The sequence below is a fragment of the Streptomyces sp. NBC_01241 genome, from assembly GCF_041435435.1.
Lineage (GTDB): Bacteria > Actinomycetota > Actinomycetes > Streptomycetales > Streptomycetaceae > Streptomyces.
Genome location: NZ_CP108494.1, coordinates 3153966 through 3172028 on the forward strand (window position 1 = coordinate 3153966; position 18063 = coordinate 3172028).

Consider the following 18063-nt stretch of genomic DNA (forward strand, 5'->3'; position numbering starts at 1 on the left):
ACCGCCCGCAGCATGCCGGCCATGGAGCCCCGGGGCCACCGACCTTACGAGTGATCAGTCAACCCACGACCAAAAAGGTAGGACTGCCGTGCCTGCACTCCCCGCCGCCGTCCTGTTCGACATGGACGGCACGCTGGTCGACACCGAGCACCTCTGGCTCCAGACCACCGCCGAACTCGCCGCCGGCCTCGGCCACACCCTCACCGAGGAGGACCTGCCCGAGGTGCTCGGCCGCGCCGTCGACCACACTGCCGCCCACCTGTACCGCATGACCCGGACCAGGTTCACTGTGGATGCCTTGGCTGAACTCCTCAACGACGCGTTCAGCAGCAAGGTCGCCGCCGAGGTCGTCCCCCGGCCCGGCGCACTGGCGCTGCTCGCCGAACTGCGCGACGCCGGCGTGCCTACCGCCCTGGTCTCGGCCTCCCCCCGCCGCGTAGTGGACCTGGTCCTCGGCAGCCTCGGCGATCACTGGTTCACCGTCACCCTCGCCGCCGAGGACACCGAGCGCACCAAGCCCGACCCCGCCCCCTACCTGGCCGCCGCCGATCGACTCGGGCTGGACCCTGCCGCCTGCGTGGCCGTCGAGGACACTCCGACCGGGGTCGCCTCCGCGCGCGCCGCCGGCTGCTCGGTGCTGGCTGTTCCCTCCATCGCGCCGATCGCCGGGGCCGACCGGATCACCCTGCTGGACAGCCTCGAACAGGCCGATCTGGCGCTGCTCTCCGCGCTGACCGCGCCAACGAGGCCCTGTTCTCGTATCGCTGCACCGCCAGACTCAGTCAGGCAGCGCCACGGTGAGATCCACCTCGACGAGTTGTCCGGAAAAGCCCAACTGGGTGACGCCCAGCATCGTGCTAGCGGTGGTGAACGCCGGGCCGATGGCAGAGTCGATGAGCCGATCCCACACAGCCCCCAGGACGTCCCTGTCGTCGCTCCGCCCGTAGATCACTGACCGCACTACATGTTGCGGCTGAGCGCTCACGGCTGCGAGAGCAACGGACGCATTCGCCACAACCTGGTCGACCTGTGTCTCAAAGGAGCCGGCTCCGACGAGGGCACCATTTCCATCAAGCGGACACTGCCCCGCAAGATGGGCCGTGCGGCCGGCCTCAACCACGGTGACATGGTGGTAGCCAGGCGTCTGATGCAACTGCTCGGGGTTGATACGAGTGATCTTCTCAGTCATGCCTGCGAGTCTGACCAGTACGCATGCCGGCATGCACCTCAATTCCACCCACCGGCAGGCACTCTGCAGCGGCCCAAAGTTAAAAACAAGATGAGTACCTGTACCTATGTGCAGGGCGAGTTGGAGCCAGGGGGAGCGGTCGGAGGGGGTGTATAGCCCGGGTGCGTGGGCTCGACACGTATCGCCTCGCTGTCTGCACCGGGTCCGCACATACGAAAGGCGACCACCCTGCGCGCGGCGCGGGCAGTCGCCTTCTCTCGTACGGTCCGGAGATCAGGAGGCGATCGTCGGCTCTTCCTTGAGCGCTTCCTTCACCATTTCCCGCAGGTGTGCCTCGTCCTCCTTGCTGAGCGAGGTCTGCACGAGCTGACCGCCGAACTTGACGATCTCGGGGACGACCCTGTCGCGGACGGATGTCTTGACGAGCACGAAGACGGCGGCGGCGCCAGGCCGGAGATTGGCGCTCAGCTCCTTCATGAACTTGTCGTTGACACCGGTGTCGACGACGGACCCTCCGGCGGCGCCGGCTGCGGCGCCCACCGCGGCACCGAGGAACGGCACGAGGAAGAGCAGCCCGATGACGCTCCCCCACAGCGCACCGCCCGCGGCACCGGTACCCACGTGGTTGACGGCCTGATGCAGTTTGATCTTGCCGTCCTTCTCACGCCGTTCGACGACGACGACGTCCTCCAGCTCGACAAGGTGCTCGCGGTTCATGGACAGCAGCTTGTCCCGGACCCGGTCGGCGGTGGCGAGATCGTCGTAGGCGATGACGAACAGATTGCTCATGCGGCTGACTCCTCCGGTTGGTGCGTTATCGCACCAACCATAGAGGAACTGTTGTTAAATAAGACATTAGGTCCGAACGTGTCGGCCCTCCAGCCGCTTCAGCTCTCCGCCGCTCCCACCACCCGCGCCCGGCCGAGCTCCGCGAGGACCGTGTCGACCGTCTGCTCCACGGTCTGCCCGGTCGTGTCCAGCCAGAGCCCGATCCGCGGCGTCTCCTCCCGCAGCACCCGGTCCAGCGCCTCGACCGTCCACCCGGCCCCGTAACCGCTCTTGCCCCGCCCCGCCTCCCGCTCGGCAACGGCCTGCGGCTCGGGAGCGAGCACGACGACGTACAGCGGCCGGGTCCGTACGAGTTCGACGTACGCGGCCAACTCCTCCCCCAGCACCACGTCCTGCACCACCGCGGTCCAGCCCTCACCCGCGTACGCATCGGCTGTCATCGCGGACAGCCGGTAGCGCAGCCGCAGTTGCGCGGCGGCTTCCTCGTACGCCCCCGGCACCATCTCGGCCCGCCCGGACACCACCATCCGCCGAAACACGTCCCCGCGCACATGAACGGCCCGTGGCAGCCGCTCGGCGAGAGCCTGGGCGACGGTGGACTTGCCGGAGGCCATCACGCCGGTGATGAGGACGACGGCAGGGCCGGGATCAGCAGCTCGCAACACGTTCGCGGTCAGCCCGCGACTGCACCGACCAGGAAGGCAGTCCAGGCGGCGGGAGCGACGGCGAAGGTCGGGCCGTCGGTGACCTTGGAGTCGCGGACGCGGACGGTGTGGGGGCAGGTGGCGACCTCGACGCAGGCTTCGCCCTCGTTGTTGCTGTAGCTGGGCTTGCGCCAGTCGTAGGCGACTTCGACGCAGGCGCCGCCCTCGTTGTTGCTGTAGCTGGACTTGAACCAGAAGAGCTCGGGCCCAGTGGTCACAGTTGCCTCGCCTTCGTTTCGATGATCTCCGCCGACTTCCAGGGGTTGAGCGCCTGGGCCCGCAGGATGCCGAAGAGGTCGAACGTGTCGCCCACCTGCTCCGGCCTGGCGATCAACCTATCGCCGCCCTGGCTCTCCGCGAACACCAGATTGCGGCCTTCCGCCGTACACATCAACTGCATCGGCCCGTTCAATCCCGCGTGCGTGTGCTGATCCGAGGGCATCACCTGAACGGTGAGGTGGTTCATCCGCCGCATGCACTCCAGGAGATGCAGCAACTGCTCCTTCAACACCTCGGCACCTCCGAGCGTCCGTTCCAGGATCGACTCCTCGATGACAAACCCGACGTACGGCGGTGGCGTGCGCATCAGCACTGCCTGCCGTTCCAGTCGCGCCTCGACATGCCGGACGATCTCGTCCTCGGTGTACGCGGGTTTGCGTGCCCGGTAGAGGGCGTACGCGTACGCCTCTGTCTGGATCAGCCCCGGGATCAGCATCGTCTCGTACGCGCTGATGACCCGCGCCTGCCGTTCCAGCCGCGCCCAGTCCAGGAACTTCGCCGGGTACTTCTCCTCGTCGACCAGCTCGATACACGCCTTCAGCGCACCGCCCGCGACGAAGACCCGGTCCGCGTCGGCCAGCAGCTCCAGCGACGGAATGCGCTCCGCCCGCTCGACCGCCCCCATCAGCGACTCCGAGATCAACAGCTTGTCCGCCGCGTCCTTCTGCGTGAGCCCGGCCCGCACCCGATGGATACGGATCAGTTCACCCACGAGCCTCCGCACCTGCGACGGCTCACCACTCGTCCCCACAGCCACCCTCACCCTCCCCACATCGCGTCGATGTGGACCGCGTCCTCCTGGTCACGCTATGCAGCCGCCGGGATGCTTGGGGTCATGACGAGCAAGAAACGCCCCGAATGGGTACCCGCCGCCGGGCACCAACTCCACTTGACCGGCATCCACTTCGACGCCATCCGCCTGCGGGGCGTACGGGGCGAGGCAGTGCTGCACCACCTCGGGACGCTCACGGAGGGCGAACCCGGCCCGGTCGTGCGGGAGATCGCGGGAGCCCGGTGGACGTACTTCCTGGTCCCGCCCGGGTCGAGCAAGGAGTACGACTGGCCGCCGGGGGCCAGGTGCTTCGGGCCGGCCGCCTGTGACCAGTACGTGGGAATCCCCGCACCGGACGGCAACACGTACCCGCTGAGCTGGCGGTGCGGAGCACCACGGGAAGGGGAGTTCGTGGACGTGGAGTTGCTGTACGGGCTGGTGATGGCGCAGTTGGCCCCGGACGGGCACGGGGAAGATCGCACGGCATAGACGGTGTACGTACGGCCGACGAACCACCAGCACAGCGCGCTCCGGCTCGCCTGATGGAGCGAAGCCCCATCGGCCGGCTCAGGTGGAGGTCGCGGCCGGCCTGCACGACGGTGCGAGAGCCGCCGCAGACCGCGGCCCCTGCCGCCTGGCGCAGGGCCCGAGTGGTCCGCATCCCTTCGGGCACCGCGCGTATCGCCTCGGTGAACGAGCCGCGTGGGATCACGCCCAGATCTCGCGCCGGCGGCACGTGGGGCCGGCTGTCATACGTCTGCGGACGCCGGACCGTTGACGGGCGTCGTAACCGCGACGCGCACGGCGCCCGTGGTCGAGGCTGCGACCTGTGCGATCGTGCCCTCTTCGGGGTGGCGGGCGACGACGGCGGGGGTGCCCTCACGCGTCGGCACGTGGCGCACGCTCCATCCCGCGCTCCGGAAGTACGCCTGCGCGCGCGCCAGGGCCCGTACCGTCTCGTCCTCCGGCAGCGGCTCGGTCGACCAGGTGTGATGGACCGCGGTCCCGGACTCGTCCTGGACCGTGCTGAGACCTTCCCCGGGCTGCGTGGGCGCCGACCCGACCCGCAGAGCGTCGTAGATCCGGCTGGAGTGGCCGAGGGCGCGATGCCGAGCGGGATCGTCGGCCTGCGGCTCCTCCAGTGCGGCGGGGTCGGCCGCGGTCGACGCCGAGGACTTCCCCGGCGGGAGGAAGCAGGGCGATGTCACGCCGAGAGATGCGAGGCCCTCGCCCTTGGCGCGATCCAGCACGCCGGTCATGGCGTCCATCCAGAAATCGTCGGGCTCCGTACGCATGTAGACCGTGGGAAAGGGGCCGGCCCAGTCGACCTCTCCCGACGAGTTGTACTTGTAGCCCTGCTTCAGCCAGGCGTCCCGTGCCTGCCGCACGAGGTTCTGGGCCTCGGGCCCCGGAACACCGGTCAGTTTGTAAGCGACGGTGACCTGCACGCGGTCGTCAGGGCCATGGTCGTCCCTGGCGATGCAGGAGCCGACGGGCGCGTGGCCCATGCGTTCCAGTGTCGGCTTGGGGGACATGCCGTCCACCGCCTGGTTGATGATTTCCTCTGCACGGTCGATCGCCTGCTGCTCATTCATCGCGACCTGCTTCGATGCTCTTCCGCCAGTTTGTCGTCCGTCCCCCTGCGCCCCGCACGCGGTCACCATCGTCATGGCCAGCAGTGCGACAGCCGGGGCCATTCTGCTCAGATTCACGGCCGTCCTCCGGTAACAATCCTTGCCAGGCTGACGAGGGGCTTTTCGTCCCAGTACTGGGAGTGCGCGGGCATCGTCTCCCAGTCCGAGCCCGGAAGCTTCCCGTCGGGGACGTCGAAGACCACGCCGCCGAAGTCGTCGGAGACCGGGTCGGTTCCGTGGACGATCGAGTGATCGTCGAAAAGCCTCATGTACGCCTTCGGGTTGAGGGGGGCCAGGGGGCCCGCCGGGGGCGGGGCGACGTTGATGAGGTCGTTCTTGGCCGTGGCCGCGAAGACATGATCCGCCGGGATGTTCAGGTCCTTCGCGTGATCCACGCCCACGCCCGGACTGCCCACCATGATCGCGTTGTCGACCGGCAGATCTATGTGACTTCTCATCGTCTGCCCTGCCACCAGGGACCCATAACTGTGACCCAGGAGCGTCTGGTTCACGCCGCTGTCGCGATGGTTGGCTTCCTCGATGACCGGACGTGCCCCGGGATGCGCGCCTCCGCGGTTCCCCAGCTACTGGCGAAGCGGCTCGTTGGAGGACCAAAAGGCCGAATGCTCCCGTGGCCTCAGCTCCTCCGCCTTCGGCCCGCCGGGGTGGCCGGGTGTCCCCGTCGGATAGGTCATCGCAGAGTTCTCGGCACAGCCGAGTCCCGCACTGACGGAGACGTTGCCGATATTGCCGACTTCCAGGGAGACGGTGAATCCATCGGCATCCCTGGCCCGGATCCGTGGCATGTCCTTATCGGAGTTGGCGCTGACAACCCGGAAGCCCTGCCGTTCCCAGTATCGCTGGACGAGTCCCAACAGATTGCCGCGTCGCTGCTCGGAGACCACGGTGAGGATGTTCCTGCTGCGGGTGACGGTCGTGGTGTCGGTCGGCTCGTTGAGACCGGTGCTGCACGCCGCTTCCGCAGGGGCACCGTAGGCCCATTTCACCGACGGATGGATGGCAGCCAGCGTGCCGTCGAGAATCGCTTCCGAGCGCTGCCCAGCCTGCTGCATGTCCATCGTGGGTGCCTTCCGTTCTTTCTTGCCCTGACCCTCCGTGCCGTTTTGCCCACCGCCGGCTCCACAGGCGGCGAGCGCCGCCACCAGCAGCGCACACCCCAGCAGTTGCACTGGTCTACTCACGCGCGTCACCTCGGTTCCACCGTCTGGATCTTGTCACCGTGACCAGCCACGACGCTCGCGATGTTGTTCAGGGAATCACCACCCTCGACCGGGTCGAAGTAGATCGAATGCGCGGGCAGGTCTCCGGTCATGAGCCCCGTGAGGCCGGTGTCCTCGCCGGGGGCGACGCTGAAGTGATGACCTCCAAAATGGTTGTCGGCCGGGTCAGTGCCGAACCAGTTCTTCTTAGGACCGTACTCGCTCCCCGGAGCGACGTACTCCAGAAGGTTGGGCGTGGGAAGGTTGGTCACCTGGTCGTTCTCCGCCGCCCCAACGTAGACGTGGTCGGCGCCCACGCCGAGGTCGGCGGTGTCGACGCCGACACCGGGGCTGCCGACGAGGACCACGTCGTCGGCGGGGATTCCGCCGGGTTGCGGAGTGGCCTGGCCCACGGTCAAGGATCCGTATGAGTGACCAATGGCCGTCACATGCGGTGATCCGGATTCCCGAATGCCGTCCAAGAAACTGTCGTAGGCCGGGGCGCCGACCTTGGCGTTGTCATCGTCCTGAGCGTCCTCGATGCATCAACAGTGTGGGCCGCGACGCGTCAACGTCAGCCGGGGCTCGGAGTCGCCGAAGGAAGCGGAGTTTCTACCGACCAAAAGTCGGAGTGCACGTTGGGACGAGGAATCTCCACGCCTTCATAGGCGGGGCCGTTGGGCTGAGTGGTGGGGGCGGCGACCTCGGACTTTTCGACACAGGGGCTGTTGACCTCGAAGTGCGCCTGCCCCTTGTCCGCAATGGACAAATTGATACCGAATCCGTCGGGCGTCCTGGCGAAGATGGCCGGAAATTTCCTGCTCGAATTCACTGAATGGACCTTATAGCCGCTTTTCTTCCAGAACCGCTCGACCATTCCCAAGAAGTTTCCACGTCGCTGCTCGGAAATAACTGTCATCACTGTCCGAATGCGGCTCACGTCACAGCTTCCAGTTGATGTATCGTCATGGGCCCACTGGACCTCCGGCCTGATGGCTCCGATGGTCGCATCCAGCATTTTATCCGCATGCTCCGCCGCTTCTTGCATGTTCATGGCCGTCGCGACTCCCTTCTTTTCCAGGATTCCACATCCAGCGAGCAATATAACTACCGAGGCAACGGGTGCAGCCCACTTCACCAATCGATTCACCGCCATTCCTCCGTCTGAATGTCTTGAGGCTTCCCCGCGACGATCTGGGCGATATTCCGCGCGGACACGTCATCCTTCTCTGGCGTGAAGTATTGAGAATGGGCATCGAATCCACCCAGATCAAGGATGGGACGAGGCCCGTCGTCGACCTTGAAGCGCCTCGCGCCGAAGGCCTCGCTGGCCGGATCCTTGCCAAAGTAAAGGTCGTCGTCACCCTGGTCGGCGATGTCCCCGGCCACGTACGCGGCCGGTGGCCCTCCAACCATTAGCCCCATGAAGCCCGCCACGACCTGCTGTTTCGAAGGGAACTTGGTCACCGGATCGTTCTCCGCCGCTCCAACGAACACGTGGTCCTTGCCGACACCGAGATCCTCGGCCTTGTCGACACCGGTACCAGGGCTGCCGAGAAGGATGATGTCGTCCGCGCCCGGAATACCACCGTCCCGGTGCGCCGCCGTCCCGACGGTGAACGATCCGTAGGAGTGCCCGATCGCTGTCAGGTGCGGGTCCTTGTTCTCGTTGGTGACCTGCAGACTGTCCATGAAGCTGTTGTAGGCGGGGGCACCTTGCTCAGCGTCGCTCGCGCCCATGACATCGACATCCTGCGGGGCGTCGTAGCCGAGCCAGACAATGGCCGCACTGGACGAGTCAAACTTTCGCGCCCCCTTCGCGGTGTCCATGCCCCGCTGCAAGGTGTCATCGACGAAGTCTTTGTCCAACTTGGTCTGGAATCCCGGCACATACGCCGAGACATTGCGCGAGGTATCCGGATTCCCGTACGCCACAATGACTCGGCCATTGCCCTCATCGCCGATGCCCAGCAGGTACATCGGCACCTTGGAGGGCTCACTGAGCTTGGTCTGGATCCCCCGGAGCGCCTCAAGCTTGGTCTGGGCATCTGTGCCGCCCTGCCGCTCCAACGTGTCGATGAGCACCGGAAGATGGTTCCGGTTCGCCTCGTCCCGCGCCACAGCCGGAATACCGTCGAGGTTCCCGACGAGGTCCGGAGCGACCTCAAGGTACTCCTGCCGCTGCTCCTCGGTCAGACCGTCCCACCACTCCTTGCGCTGGGCAGGCGACTTGTCCTGCGGAACGCCGTGCCTCAGATACGTGTCAGCGGTGGAACGCACCGCCGCCGTGTCGTGGTGTACGTCCTCCAGCGTTGCCGTGGTGACATCGAGTCCCTTGGCTGCTTTGAGCTTGCTCAGGACCTCCGCGTACCGGCCATCGATCTCTGCAGCGGACCGAACCGCCCGCGAGATATTGTCCGCGATGCCCTGAGCCTTCGCGGCATTCGGGTTGGGGTCGAAGCGCCCTCCAGGGACCCCGGGCTGCTCACTCAGTCCCGGCGCTTCCAGCGGGAGCCGTGCGCTGCCCCGGGCGGACCCTCCCGGGGCTTCCTTCTCCCCGAGAAGTGTCTCGCCGGCCGCTGCCGGATAGCTCACCGAGCCGTCTGCGTGAACGGTGAACTTCAGGTTCTCCGCGTCCTCCAGAGCCTGCATGAGCTGCTTCTGCGGACCGGCGAGTTCTGAGGCGAGGCCGTTGAGTGCCGTCCGGATCAGGCCGGCCTCAGTATGCACGTACTGGAAATTTCGGCTCAGCCGCTCCAACCGCTTGATGGCGGCCCCCGCCGACTCGCTCTTCTGCGTCTCACGCAGTTTCGCCGTCATCGCCCTGTCGGTCGTTGCCCGATCGGAATCAGCCCGGCCCGAGACCTCGTTCCAGCCGTCGCCGGCATCTTCGAACACCAATGGCTTCAGGTCTCGCAACAGCTGCCAGGTCAGCGTCGTGCCGGTCACCGGCGATCACCCTTTTTCATCGCACCGAAAGAGTTCTTCACCGCGGTCTCGGTCTCGCCCATCTCCTTTGCGACCTTCGACAACGCTCCCTCCAGGAACCCGCATTCGTCCCGCAGACTGGCAAGCCGCTCCTCCCAGGACTCCCGTACCGCCGTCATCGCTGTCAAGGACGAGAGTCCTTTCGCCCCGGAAGCAACACCCTCACGCGCGGTGCCGAGACGATTGCGGCTCAGTGCCGTGTTGGTCCGCAAGGTGCCCGCGGCACCGGACGCGCTGGTCCAAGGTCCTTCACTGTGCTTCAGACCTTCCCCGCCGCCCTCAACCGCAGGCGTGGGCGAGCCTCCCGAACGATCGGGACCAGCAGAAGCCAGTGCCATACGCGCCGTTGCCCCATCGGCTGTCCCAGTCCTGGGCCGATCCGCGAGATCGAGCAATTCCTGCCACTGGTCCGAATACTGCACAGCCACAATCCCCCGATTCTTCCCCAACGCGCCTCTATCGCCGTCCGGGTGACGGTAACTGGTCACCCCACATGGTGTGCAAGCGCGAAGAGGACTCACCGCCAGATATGACTCCGCGGACGTAGCACCTGCTGAGCAGGGCACACAAGAGCGATCGTCCTCGGATCAAGAGTCCCCAGGTCTCCGTATCCGTACTTGCTCGCAAGTTGACGCCCGCACCTCGGGCCTCGCCTTCCTGTTGACCACCATCCGCCAGGGTTCGCTCACCGAGCGCCGGAGCTCATACGTCTTCCCGAACGGCTGATCGACTCGGCAGAGGTAGACGTCCGGGCGTGGTCACCCTTGAGGGAAAGCTGTTTCGCGGAGTTCTCGGGCCATGTCACCGAGCTTCCCGAACCGATCAACGTGGATGGCGATCTCACCCTCGATTCCACCGCTGCCCGGCCCGCCATGCGCGGGCAACGCGAGCAGCTTGGAGAGCGACTCCAGCTCCGTGATCACCGTCCGGTACGACATGAACAGCGAAGCCGCCTCGGCCCACTGGTTCTGGCTTCAGCGCGGAGCGATCACTGTAGTCAGCGCCGGTAACACAGCGCCCCAGGGTTGCATCCGCAACCCGGAGCACACCATCCGTGCAGGGCTCAGGACTTGGGGGTCGCCACCGCCGCCTGGGGTCTGATGGGGAGGCGGTTGATCGGGCGGCCGGTGGCGGATCGTACGGCTGCGGCTACGGCTGCCGGGGAGGTGACCACCGGGATCGCCGAGGCGGGCTTGGCGCCGAAGGGAGCCACCACGTCACGTTCTTCGACGAGTTCGACGATGCGGATGTCCGGGGCGTCCAGGGCGGTCGGGAGCGCGTAGCCGGTGAGGTCGGGGTGACGGATCAGGCCGCGGGCGCTGCGGAGGTTCTCGGTGAGGGCGGCGCCGATGCCCTGGGTGATGCCCGCCTCGATGCGGGTCGCGAGCTGGGACGGGTTGAGGACCCGGCCGACGTCCTGGGCGACCGCCATCTCGACGACCCGTACGGAGCCGAGTTCGATGTCGACGTCCACCACCGCGCGGATCGCGCAGAAGGCGAGGCCGACGAAGGCGTCGCCCTGGCCCGACTCGTCCAGGGGTTCGGTCGGGTGGGGGCGGCACTGGGCGGTGGCCCAGAGTTCCTTGCCGTCCATCGCCTCCGTGACCGTCGTGGACAGCACCCCGTCGTACGAGGTGATCCTGCCGCCGGAGATCTGCAGCAGCTCCGTGGACATGCCGAACTGGTGGGCCAGGGGCTGGAGCAGCTGCGTACGGACCATCTTGGCCGCGCGTTCCACCGCTCCGGCCGAGACCCAGGTGTGGCGGCCGTGCGTCGCCGGGCCCGCCGGGGGCTGGTCGGTGTCGACGGACGCCACGTGGACCTCTTCGATGCCCAGCGTCTCCTGGACCACCTGGCGGGCGAGGGTCGAGAAGCCCTGGCCCGTCTCGACCGCGGCGCAGATGACCGTGGCGATGCCGTCGTGGACCCGGACCGTGGCCGTCGAGACCTCGTCGGTGCCCTCCGCGCCGAGCATGTGGACCATGCCGAGCGCGTAGCCGACGCCTCGGCGCACCGCGCCGGGTTCGCCCGCGCCCTCCGGGCCGCCGGGGAGCAGCCAGTCGTCCTCCGGAGCGTCCTTGGGGAGGGACGGGAGCGGGAAGTCCCGTACGGCGGTGAGCAGTTCGGACACCGGCGCCGGGCACGTCACTGTCTGGCCCGTGGGCAGGATGTCGCCGGTGGACAGGACGTTGCGCAGGCGCAGCTCGGCCGGGTCGATGCCGAGCTTGGCGGCCAGCTTGTCCATCTGGCCCTCGTACGCAGCGCAGACCTGCATCGCGCCCTCGCCGCGCACATGGCCCGACGGCGGGTTGTTCGTACGCACCGCCCAGCCCTCGATGAAGGCGTGCGGGACGACGTACGGGCCGCAGGCGAACGCGACCGCCGCGGCCAGCGACTCGGACGAGGCGTCGGCGTACGCGCCCGCGTCGAGCAGGATCTGCGCCTCGACCTTCACCAGCCGGCCCTCGGCGTCCGCGTGGTGGCGGTAGCGCAGGAGCGTGGGGTGGCGGTGGGCGTGGCCGAGGAAGGACTCCTCGCGGGTGGCGGCCAGTTTGACCGGGCAGCCGGTACGCAGCGCGAGCAGTCCCAGCGGCAGCTGGAAGCCGGGGTCCTCGCGGTCGCCGGTGGCGCCGGGGACTCCGGTGACGACGACCTTCACCCGGTCCGGTTCGAGGCCGAAGCAGGCGGCGGCGAGATCGCGGTCGGTGTGCGGGTCGGTGGAGGCCGTGTAGATCTCCACGCCGCCGTCGGGACGGGGCACGGCGAGCCCGGCCTCGGCGCCGATCGGGGCCGGGTCCTGGCGGCCGATGCGGTAGAGGCCCTCGACGACGACCTCGCCAGTGGCCTCCGGATCGCCGTAACGCAGCGGGATGTGGCGGATCAGATTGCCGTCGGGGTGCAGCGGTTCGGCGGCGAAGGCCTTCTCCGGGTCCGTGACCGGTTCGAGCACCTCGTACTCGACGGCGATGGCCGCGGCGGCGAGACGTGCCGTGTCGGGGTGGTCGGCGGCGACCGCGGCGATCGGCTCGCCGTGGTGGCGGACCAGGTCGGAGGCGAAGACCGGGCGGTCGACGACCTTGCGCCCGTACACACCCTCCCCGGGGACGTCCTCGTGCGTGACGACGGCCCGTACCCCCGGCATCTCGACGGCGCCCGAGGTGTCGATGGACAGGATGCGGGCGTGCGGGTGCGGGGAACGGAGTACGGCCGCCCACAGCAGGCCCTCGGCCCAGAGATCGGCGGCGTACGGGAAGGTGCCCTCGGTCTTCGCACGCGCGTCGGCGGGCAGGAGGGAGACGCCCAGGCCGAGCGCGGTCGGCTCGGTGTCGGGTCCGTCGGACGCCGGGGTGGTGATCCGTGTGCTGGTCGCGTTGGCCGCGGTGGCCGCGTCGTTGCTCACGCCATGCCTCCGTCCTGCGAGTGCGGCTGAACCCGGCCGGCGCCCGGGGCCGCCTGGTGGGGAATGCGGGCCTCGTCGGACTCCGGGGACGAGGAGTCCGACGAGGCTGCCGGGTCGGCGCTTGCCTCGCGGCCCGCGATGACCTCGTTCACGGCGTCGAGGACACCCCGGTAGCCGGAGCAGCGGCAGAGGTTGCCGCAGAGCGCCTGGCGCGTCTCCAGTTCGCTGGGGGCGTGGTTTCCCTCCAGCAGATCGTGGACGGTCATCGCCATGCCGGGGATGCAGAAACCGCACTGGACGGCTCCGCACTTGGCGAGGGCGCGCTGGACGTCGGACGGCTCGCCGTCCACGGCCAGGCCCTCGACCGTACGGACCTCGCTGCCGGCCGCGGTCGCCGCCGGGACCAGACAGGAGGCGACCAGCCGGCCGTCCACCTGGACGTTGCAGGCACCGCACTCACCTTGCGAGCAGCCGTCCTTGGCCCCGGCGAGGCCGAGGCGCTCGCGCAGCACGTAGAGGAGCGACTCGCCGATCCAGGCATCGGTGACGGGGCGGTCGGCGCCGTTCACATGCAGGACGTAGGAGGCGGCCGGGTGCTCACTGGGGAGATCGACGGGCCGGGTGTCGGACGGCTGGACTTCGAGGGGCTGGGACTCGGAGGACTGGGACTCGGAGGGCCGGGACTCGGGGGGTTGCCCTTCGGAGAGCTCGGCTTCGAGTGGCGGGGCTTCCAGCGGGGCGTTCGGCAGTGGCGTGTCGGTCGGCGACTGCTCGCCAGGATGCTCGGCCGGAGCGTCGTCCGGTACGGCGGTGTGGGGGGCCAGGGCCTGCGCGAGGTCCGCGTCGAGAACGGGGGTGCCTCCCGCGTCTCCCGCGTCTCCGGCGTCTCCGGCCGCCGGTACGGGGCCGTCCTCGGCGGACGTCTCCGGTGGCGGTGCCTCGTACGCCACGGAGGACGCCACGGACGACGCCACGGAGGGCATCTCGGAAAGCAACGGGGAGTACGCCTCGGAGAGCTCCGCCACGGGCTCCATGACAGGCGCGAAATCGGCTCCCGGCGCGTGCTCCGGCTCGATGTCCGCTCCGGGAGCCGGCTCCACCGCCGGCGCGGGCTCGGGCTCGGGTTCCGCGACCGGCTGCTGTGTCGCCCACGGTGCGGGCGCACCGCCCGGCAGCGTGGCCGGTGGAGTCCGGTCCGCGTACCACTGGGAGGCCAGCGCCGAGGCGGCGAACTCGCCGGATTCCTCCGGGAGATCACCGTCGGCGACCGGAATCGTCCACTGGCCGGTGTGGCCGACGTGATCGGTGTGATCGGTGTGGGTGGTGTGGGCGGTGCGGTCGGTGTGACCGCCGTGGTCGGGCTGTACGCCGTGCTCGGTGTGGCCGACATGGGCGGTGTGGTCGGTGTGACCGCCGTGGTCGGGCTGTACGCCGTGCTCGGTGTGGTCGACGTGGGCGGCGTGGTCGGCCTGCTGGGCGAACGCGGTGGGCTCCGTGAAGTTCCACTGGCCCGTCGCGTCCGGTGTCTCCCGGTACTGCTCCTGCTGCGGGTACTCGTACCCGTACTGCGTCTGCTGCTGGTTCGGGTCCGGCCAGTGCACCGCGCCGGGGGCCGGCTGCTCCGGTTCCGCGGCCCGCTCCTGCTGGCTCTGCGTCTGTACGACCCAGCTGCCCGTGGCCGACGGGTCGAGACCGGCCGCGGGTGTCAGCGGCACGATCATCGGCGGTACATAGCCCTGGCCGGGCGCGGCCAGCGGGATGTTCGCCAGGTCCTCCGGCGGCAGGTGGACGAAGGCGGTCGCCTCGGCGTCGTACTCGCCGCCCTGCGGCGTCGGCTGCCAGCCCCCGTGCTGCGGCTGCTCCCGCTGCCCGTGGTGTTCGTTGTGGTCCTCGTTGCTCACGACAGTGCCCTCCCCAGCGCGCGTCGGGCCAGCGCGGCGACGGTGCGCCGCAGATGCAGTACGGCGGGGGGCAGCGGTGGTGCCTCTCCCCCGTCGGCGGGCGGTGCCTCGTCCGGGATGCAGGCCGCGGCGACGTACTCGCCGAAGGCGGCCAGCGCGTCGGAGGCCAGGCCCCGTTCGCCGTCCCAGTCGATCAGTGAGGCGATCCAGCGTTCGGCCTCCAGCGGCCGCAGCGGCATCGGCGCGATGGCACCGACCGCGCAGCGCACCCCGCGCCGGGCCGGATCGAGCACGATCGCGACGGACGCGGTGGCGCGGCCGGGACCGGTACGGCCGGTGGCCTTCAGGAAGACCTGGGGGGCGTGCAGCAGCGGTACGCGGACGAAGCCGATCAGTTCGGCGGGTTCGAGCATGTCGCGGCCGGCCAGCAGGTGCGAGACCGGGATCTCGCGGCGGGCGCCGCCCGGGCCCGCGATGACGAGTTCGGCCTCCAGTGCGGCGAGCACCGGCAGGGCGTCGCCGGTCGGGGCCGCGGTGGCGATGTTGCCGCCGAGCGTTCCGGCGTTACGGATCTGGGGCGGGCCCGCGGCGCGCGCGGACGCGGCCAGGGCGGGGATGAGGGCGGCGAAGTCGGGCCGCCCCATGCGTGCGTGGGTGAGTCCGGCGCCGAGCAGGGCGTGACCGTCCTGGTAGTGCCAGCCGCGCAGCTCGCTGATCCGGCCGAGGCCGACCAGTCCCGAGGGGCGCAGCAGCCCCTTGTTGACGGCCGCCATCAGGTCCGTCCCACCCGCCACGGGAACGGCTGCAGGCATCGCGCCGAGTGCCGCCACGGCCTCGTCGAGCGAGGCCGGCAGCGTCACGGACTGCGTCGCCTGCGGTGCGTGCATGGTCAACCCAGCTGCCCCTTCCCGGTGTCCCGGCTGTCCGGCTCGTTTCGCCGTACGGTACGTGCTCAAAGCCTGGACGTGGCAACTCTGGCACATCTTCCGATCGGACCGACGCGAGGGTCCACGAAGGGCATATCCGTCCCCTACCAGGGGGATGATCCTGATTCGCCCTGTCTTCGGCGCGGAGTGCGCATTGCCACTCTTCGGCGAGCCCTGGGCGGGTTGTTCGGTTCCGGCTGTGCCTGTGCGGATGACCGTCGCGGACCATGACCGCCGGCCGGCCCGCTCCCGGGGAGCGGGCCGGCCGGACCCGGAGCGCGGACGGAATCACACGTTCGGGGGCGGCCCCTCAAGGGGGCGCCCGAGGACGCCGGGACGCTGCTGCCGGGGCAACGGGCCGCTCGGTGGCCGGTAGTCGACGCCGAGGGCGTCAAGTCGGGCGTAGTGCACGGTCATTCGCCGTTCGAATTCCGTGAAGTCACGGTCGGCGGAGGCGGGCAGGGGCGACCAGGCGACCTCGGCGAACGCCGCGAGGCGCGGGAAGACCTGGTAGTCGACACGGGACCGGTTCTGCATGACCTCGGTCCAGACATTGGCCTGGGTGCCGAGGATGTGACGGGCCGCCCCCTCGGAGAGGCCCGCCGGTACGGGTTCGAAGCGGTAGACGTCCTCCAGGGTGCGGATGAAGCCGATGGGCATCGGTTCGTCGGGGCCGCCGCCTTGACGGTGGTCCAGGTAGACGTACTGTTCCGGGCACATCACGACGTCATGGCCGGCCTCGGCGGCCGTGATACCTCCCCGGTATCCCCGCCAGGACGACACGGCGGCGCCCGCCGGGAGGCCGCCTTCGAGGATCTCGTCCCAGCCGATGAGCCGGCGGCCGCGGGCGGTGAGCCAGGTGTCGAAGTGCCGGATGACCCAGGACTGCAGCTCGTCCTCGTTGGCCAGGCCGAATTCGTCGATCCGGGCCTGGGCGGCCGGGGACTCCTTCCACTGGTCCTTGCGGCACTCGTCGCCGCCGATGTGGATGAACGGCGAGGTGGCTGCGGGGAAGAGTTCCAGGACCTCTTCGAGGACGTTCTCGAAGAAGCGAAGGGTGTTGTCAGTGGGGGCGAGTACGTTGGCGTTGATGCCCCAGGTGTCCCAGACGGAGAGGGTGGTGGTGTCGATGACGTCGGTGTTGCCCAGCTCGGGGTACGCGGCGATGGCGGCCTGCGAATGGCCCGGGATGTCGATCTCGGGGACGACCCGGATGTGCCGCTCGGTGGCGTACGCGACGATCTCGCGGATGTCGTCCTGCGTGTAGTAACCGCCGTGCGGGGTCTCGTCCCAGAGCTCGGAGGCCCGGTGGCCGTGCTTGGTACGGGACCGCCAGGAGCCGACCTCGGTGAGCCGGGGGTAGCGCTTGATCTCGATGCGCCAGCCCTGGTCGTCGGTGAGGTGGAAGTGGAAGACGTTCAGCTTGTGCGCGGCGAGGAGGTCGAGATAGCGCAGGACGTCGTCCTTGGGCAGGAAGTGCCGCGCCACGTCGAGCATCATGCCGCGCCAGGGGAAGCGGGGGCCGTCCTCGATGTCTGTGAAGGGGATGACCCACTTCTTGTTGGAGTGGACAGGCGCGCGGCGGAAAGCGTCGGGGCCAAGGAGCTGACGCAGGGTCTGGGCGCCCCAGAAAACCCCCGCCGCGCTGCCGCCGCGGATCTCAATGCCCTGGCTCCGGACCCCAAGCCTGTACGCCTCGGGCTCCAGAGCGTCGTCGATGCGCAGCGCGACCGAATTCCTGGCCCTTTCATCTCCCGGCACCAGCTGCAGACCGAGGGCGGGACCAACCATGGAACGCAGCCAGCGCTCCGTGGTCTCTGTGCCGGGCGCCGCGTAAAGCGTGGTGCTCCGGTCCAGCAGGAAACCATCGGGGGCCAGGCCTTCAACGGCGACGGGCGCGGGGATCAGATCCATGGGTTCAGCGTCTCAGATGAACTTGTGCCATCCCGGGTGAGGCTGGTTGTTCGGGCGAGTGCGCGCAGCAGTCCCCGACCAGCGCCGATACACGCGCCGGGGCCTTCGCCCGTCAATCGGCGAAGAGCGGCACCCGCTACCGACGATTCATGCGCAGTTCTCAGTCCTTCGGGTTGGAGGTGAAGCACTTCTGGCGCAGGCGGCGGGAGGAGCCGCCTTGAGCAAGCTGACCAACTCGGAGAAGGCGGCCTTTCAGGCGGAAGGCACATGAGCCTGTGGACGTGGCTGTTCTCGCTCTGGACTCCAGCAGTCCGGCCTCAAGATTCGTAAGCAGGTTCGACATTGGG

Annotated in this window: 18 protein-coding genes and 1 pseudogene; 2 read left to right on the top strand and 17 right to left on the bottom strand. The window is 68.7% G+C overall.

The features are described 5' to 3' along the window. Positions 1–88: 88 nt before the first annotated feature. Positions 89–637 (top strand): annotated as a pseudogene (locus OG306_RS13785) (HAD family hydrolase); the annotation flags it as partial. 141 nt (positions 638–778) lie between these two features. On the opposite strand, the gene OG306_RS13790 reads toward OG306_RS13785, so the two are convergent. The 5 genes from OG306_RS13790 to OG306_RS13810 all read right to left on the bottom strand — a co-directional run bounded on the left by OG306_RS13790 (position 779) and on the right by OG306_RS13810 (position 3673). Further along, entirely contained in the window at positions 779–1189 is a 411-nt protein-coding gene (locus tag OG306_RS13790; protein WP_371665346.1) for a RidA family protein, read from the bottom strand. A 273-nt stretch (positions 1190–1462) separates the two neighbouring features. Beyond that, positions 1463–1978, bottom strand: a complete 516-nt coding sequence (locus tag OG306_RS13795; protein ID WP_266746473.1) for a DUF1269 domain-containing protein — start codon at positions 1976–1978, stop codon at positions 1463–1465. A 98-nt stretch (positions 1979–2076) separates the two neighbouring features. After that, entirely contained in the window at positions 2077–2640 is a 564-nt protein-coding gene (locus OG306_RS13800) for an AAA family ATPase (RefSeq protein WP_266746474.1), read from the bottom strand. Positions 2641–2651: 11 nt separating this feature from the next. After that, positions 2652–2900: a DUF397 domain-containing protein gene (locus tag OG306_RS13805; protein ID WP_266746475.1), complete on the bottom strand. Its 249-nt coding sequence runs from the start codon at positions 2898–2900 to the stop codon at positions 2652–2654. Next, positions 2897–3673 carry a helix-turn-helix domain-containing protein gene (locus OG306_RS13810; RefSeq protein WP_266746476.1) on the bottom strand — a complete coding sequence of 259 codons (777 nt, stop codon included), beginning with the start codon at positions 3671–3673 and terminating at the stop codon, positions 2897–2899. Before OG306_RS13810 ends, OG306_RS13805 begins: the two co-directional genes overlap by 4 nt. A gap of 123 nt (positions 3674–3796) precedes the next feature. On the opposite strand from OG306_RS13810, the gene OG306_RS13815 reads away from it, so the two are divergent. Then, on the top strand, positions 3797–4222 hold the full coding sequence (locus OG306_RS13815; RefSeq protein ID WP_266746477.1) for a hypothetical protein: 426 nt from the start codon (positions 3797–3799) through the stop codon (positions 4220–4222). A gap of 260 nt (positions 4223–4482) precedes the next feature. Here OG306_RS13815 and OG306_RS13820 read toward each other — a convergent pair whose 3' ends face one another. The 12 genes from OG306_RS13820 to OG306_RS13875 form a co-directional block, all read right to left on the bottom strand. Then, on the bottom strand, positions 4483–5328 hold the full coding sequence (locus tag OG306_RS13820; protein ID WP_327349767.1) for a hypothetical protein: 846 nt from the start codon (positions 5326–5328) through the stop codon (positions 4483–4485). A gap of 113 nt (positions 5329–5441) precedes the next feature. Next, the gene (locus OG306_RS13825) at positions 5442–5879 is read right to left on the bottom strand and encodes an alpha/beta hydrolase (protein WP_327349766.1); all 438 of its coding nucleotides are present in this window, start codon (positions 5877–5879) and stop codon (positions 5442–5444) included. Positions 5880–5951: 72 nt separating this feature from the next. Then, positions 5952–6569, bottom strand: a complete 618-nt coding sequence (locus tag OG306_RS13830) for a hypothetical protein (RefSeq protein ID WP_371665347.1) — start codon at positions 6567–6569, stop codon at positions 5952–5954. Positions 6570–6574: 5 nt separating this feature from the next. Further along, positions 6575–7129, bottom strand: a complete 555-nt coding sequence (locus tag OG306_RS13835) for an alpha/beta hydrolase (protein WP_327350195.1) — start codon at positions 7127–7129, stop codon at positions 6575–6577. 32 nt (positions 7130–7161) lie between these two features. After that, positions 7162–7641 carry a hypothetical protein gene (locus OG306_RS13840; RefSeq protein ID WP_327349764.1) on the bottom strand — a complete coding sequence of 160 codons (480 nt, stop codon included), beginning with the start codon at positions 7639–7641 and terminating at the stop codon, positions 7162–7164. Between the two features lie 92 nt (positions 7642–7733). Further along, entirely contained in the window at positions 7734–9536 is a 1803-nt protein-coding gene (locus OG306_RS13845; protein WP_327349763.1) for an alpha/beta hydrolase, read from the bottom strand. Continuing rightward, complete coding sequence (locus tag OG306_RS13850; protein WP_327349762.1) at positions 9533–9703, bottom strand: hypothetical protein; 171 nt, start codon at positions 9701–9703, stop codon at positions 9533–9535. The genes OG306_RS13845 and OG306_RS13850 overlap by 4 nt, the downstream gene beginning before the upstream one ends. 630 nt (positions 9704–10333) lie before the next feature. Continuing rightward, entirely contained in the window at positions 10334–10513 is a 180-nt protein-coding gene (locus OG306_RS13855) for a hypothetical protein (protein ID WP_327259191.1), read from the bottom strand. A gap of 125 nt (positions 10514–10638) precedes the next feature. Continuing rightward, positions 10639–12975 carry a xanthine dehydrogenase family protein molybdopterin-binding subunit gene (locus tag OG306_RS13860; protein ID WP_266746483.1) on the bottom strand — a complete coding sequence of 779 codons (2337 nt, stop codon included), beginning with the start codon at positions 12973–12975 and terminating at the stop codon, positions 10639–10641. Continuing rightward, the gene (locus OG306_RS13865; protein WP_327259189.1) at positions 12972–14876 is read right to left on the bottom strand and encodes a (2Fe-2S)-binding protein; all 1905 of its coding nucleotides are present in this window, start codon (positions 14874–14876) and stop codon (positions 12972–12974) included. The genes OG306_RS13860 and OG306_RS13865 overlap by 4 nt, the downstream gene beginning before the upstream one ends. Then, positions 14873–15769, bottom strand: coding sequence for an FAD binding domain-containing protein (locus OG306_RS13870; protein WP_266746485.1), 897 nt, complete (start codon positions 15767–15769; stop codon positions 14873–14875). Before OG306_RS13870 ends, OG306_RS13865 begins: the two co-directional genes overlap by 4 nt. A 321-nt stretch (positions 15770–16090) precedes the next feature. Then, positions 16091–17716 (bottom strand): beta-N-acetylhexosaminidase, encoded by a 1626-nt coding sequence (locus OG306_RS13875; RefSeq protein WP_266746486.1) that lies wholly within the window; start codon positions 17714–17716, stop codon positions 16091–16093. Between the last annotated feature and the right edge of the window lie 347 nt (positions 17717–18063).

Bases quoted from the DNA above. Each gene is read 5' to 3' on its own strand.
- OG306_RS13790 (WP_371665346.1), bottom strand. From the start codon at position 1,189: ATGACTGAGAAGATCACTCGTATCAACCCCGAGCAGTTGCATCAGACG.
- OG306_RS13795 (WP_266746473.1), bottom strand. From the start codon at position 1,978: ATGAGCAATCTGTTCGTCATCGCCTACGACGATCTCGCCACCGCCGAC.
- OG306_RS13815 (WP_266746477.1), top strand. From the start codon at position 3,797: ATGACGAGCAAGAAACGCCCCGAATGGGTACCCGCCGCCGGGCACCAA.
- OG306_RS13820 (WP_327349767.1), bottom strand. From the start codon at position 5,328: ATGAATGAGCAGCAGGCGATCGACCGTGCAGAGGAAATCATCAACCAG.
- OG306_RS13840 (WP_327349764.1), bottom strand. From the start codon at position 7,641: ATGAACATGCAAGAAGCGGCGGAGCATGCGGATAAAATGCTGGATGCG.
- OG306_RS13855 (WP_327259191.1), bottom strand. From the start codon at position 10,513: ATGTCGTACCGGACGGTGATCACGGAGCTGGAGTCGCTCTCCAAGCTG.
- OG306_RS13875 (WP_266746486.1), bottom strand. From the start codon at position 17,716: ATGGATCTGATCCCCGCGCCCGTCGCCGTTGAAGGCCTGGCCCCCGAT.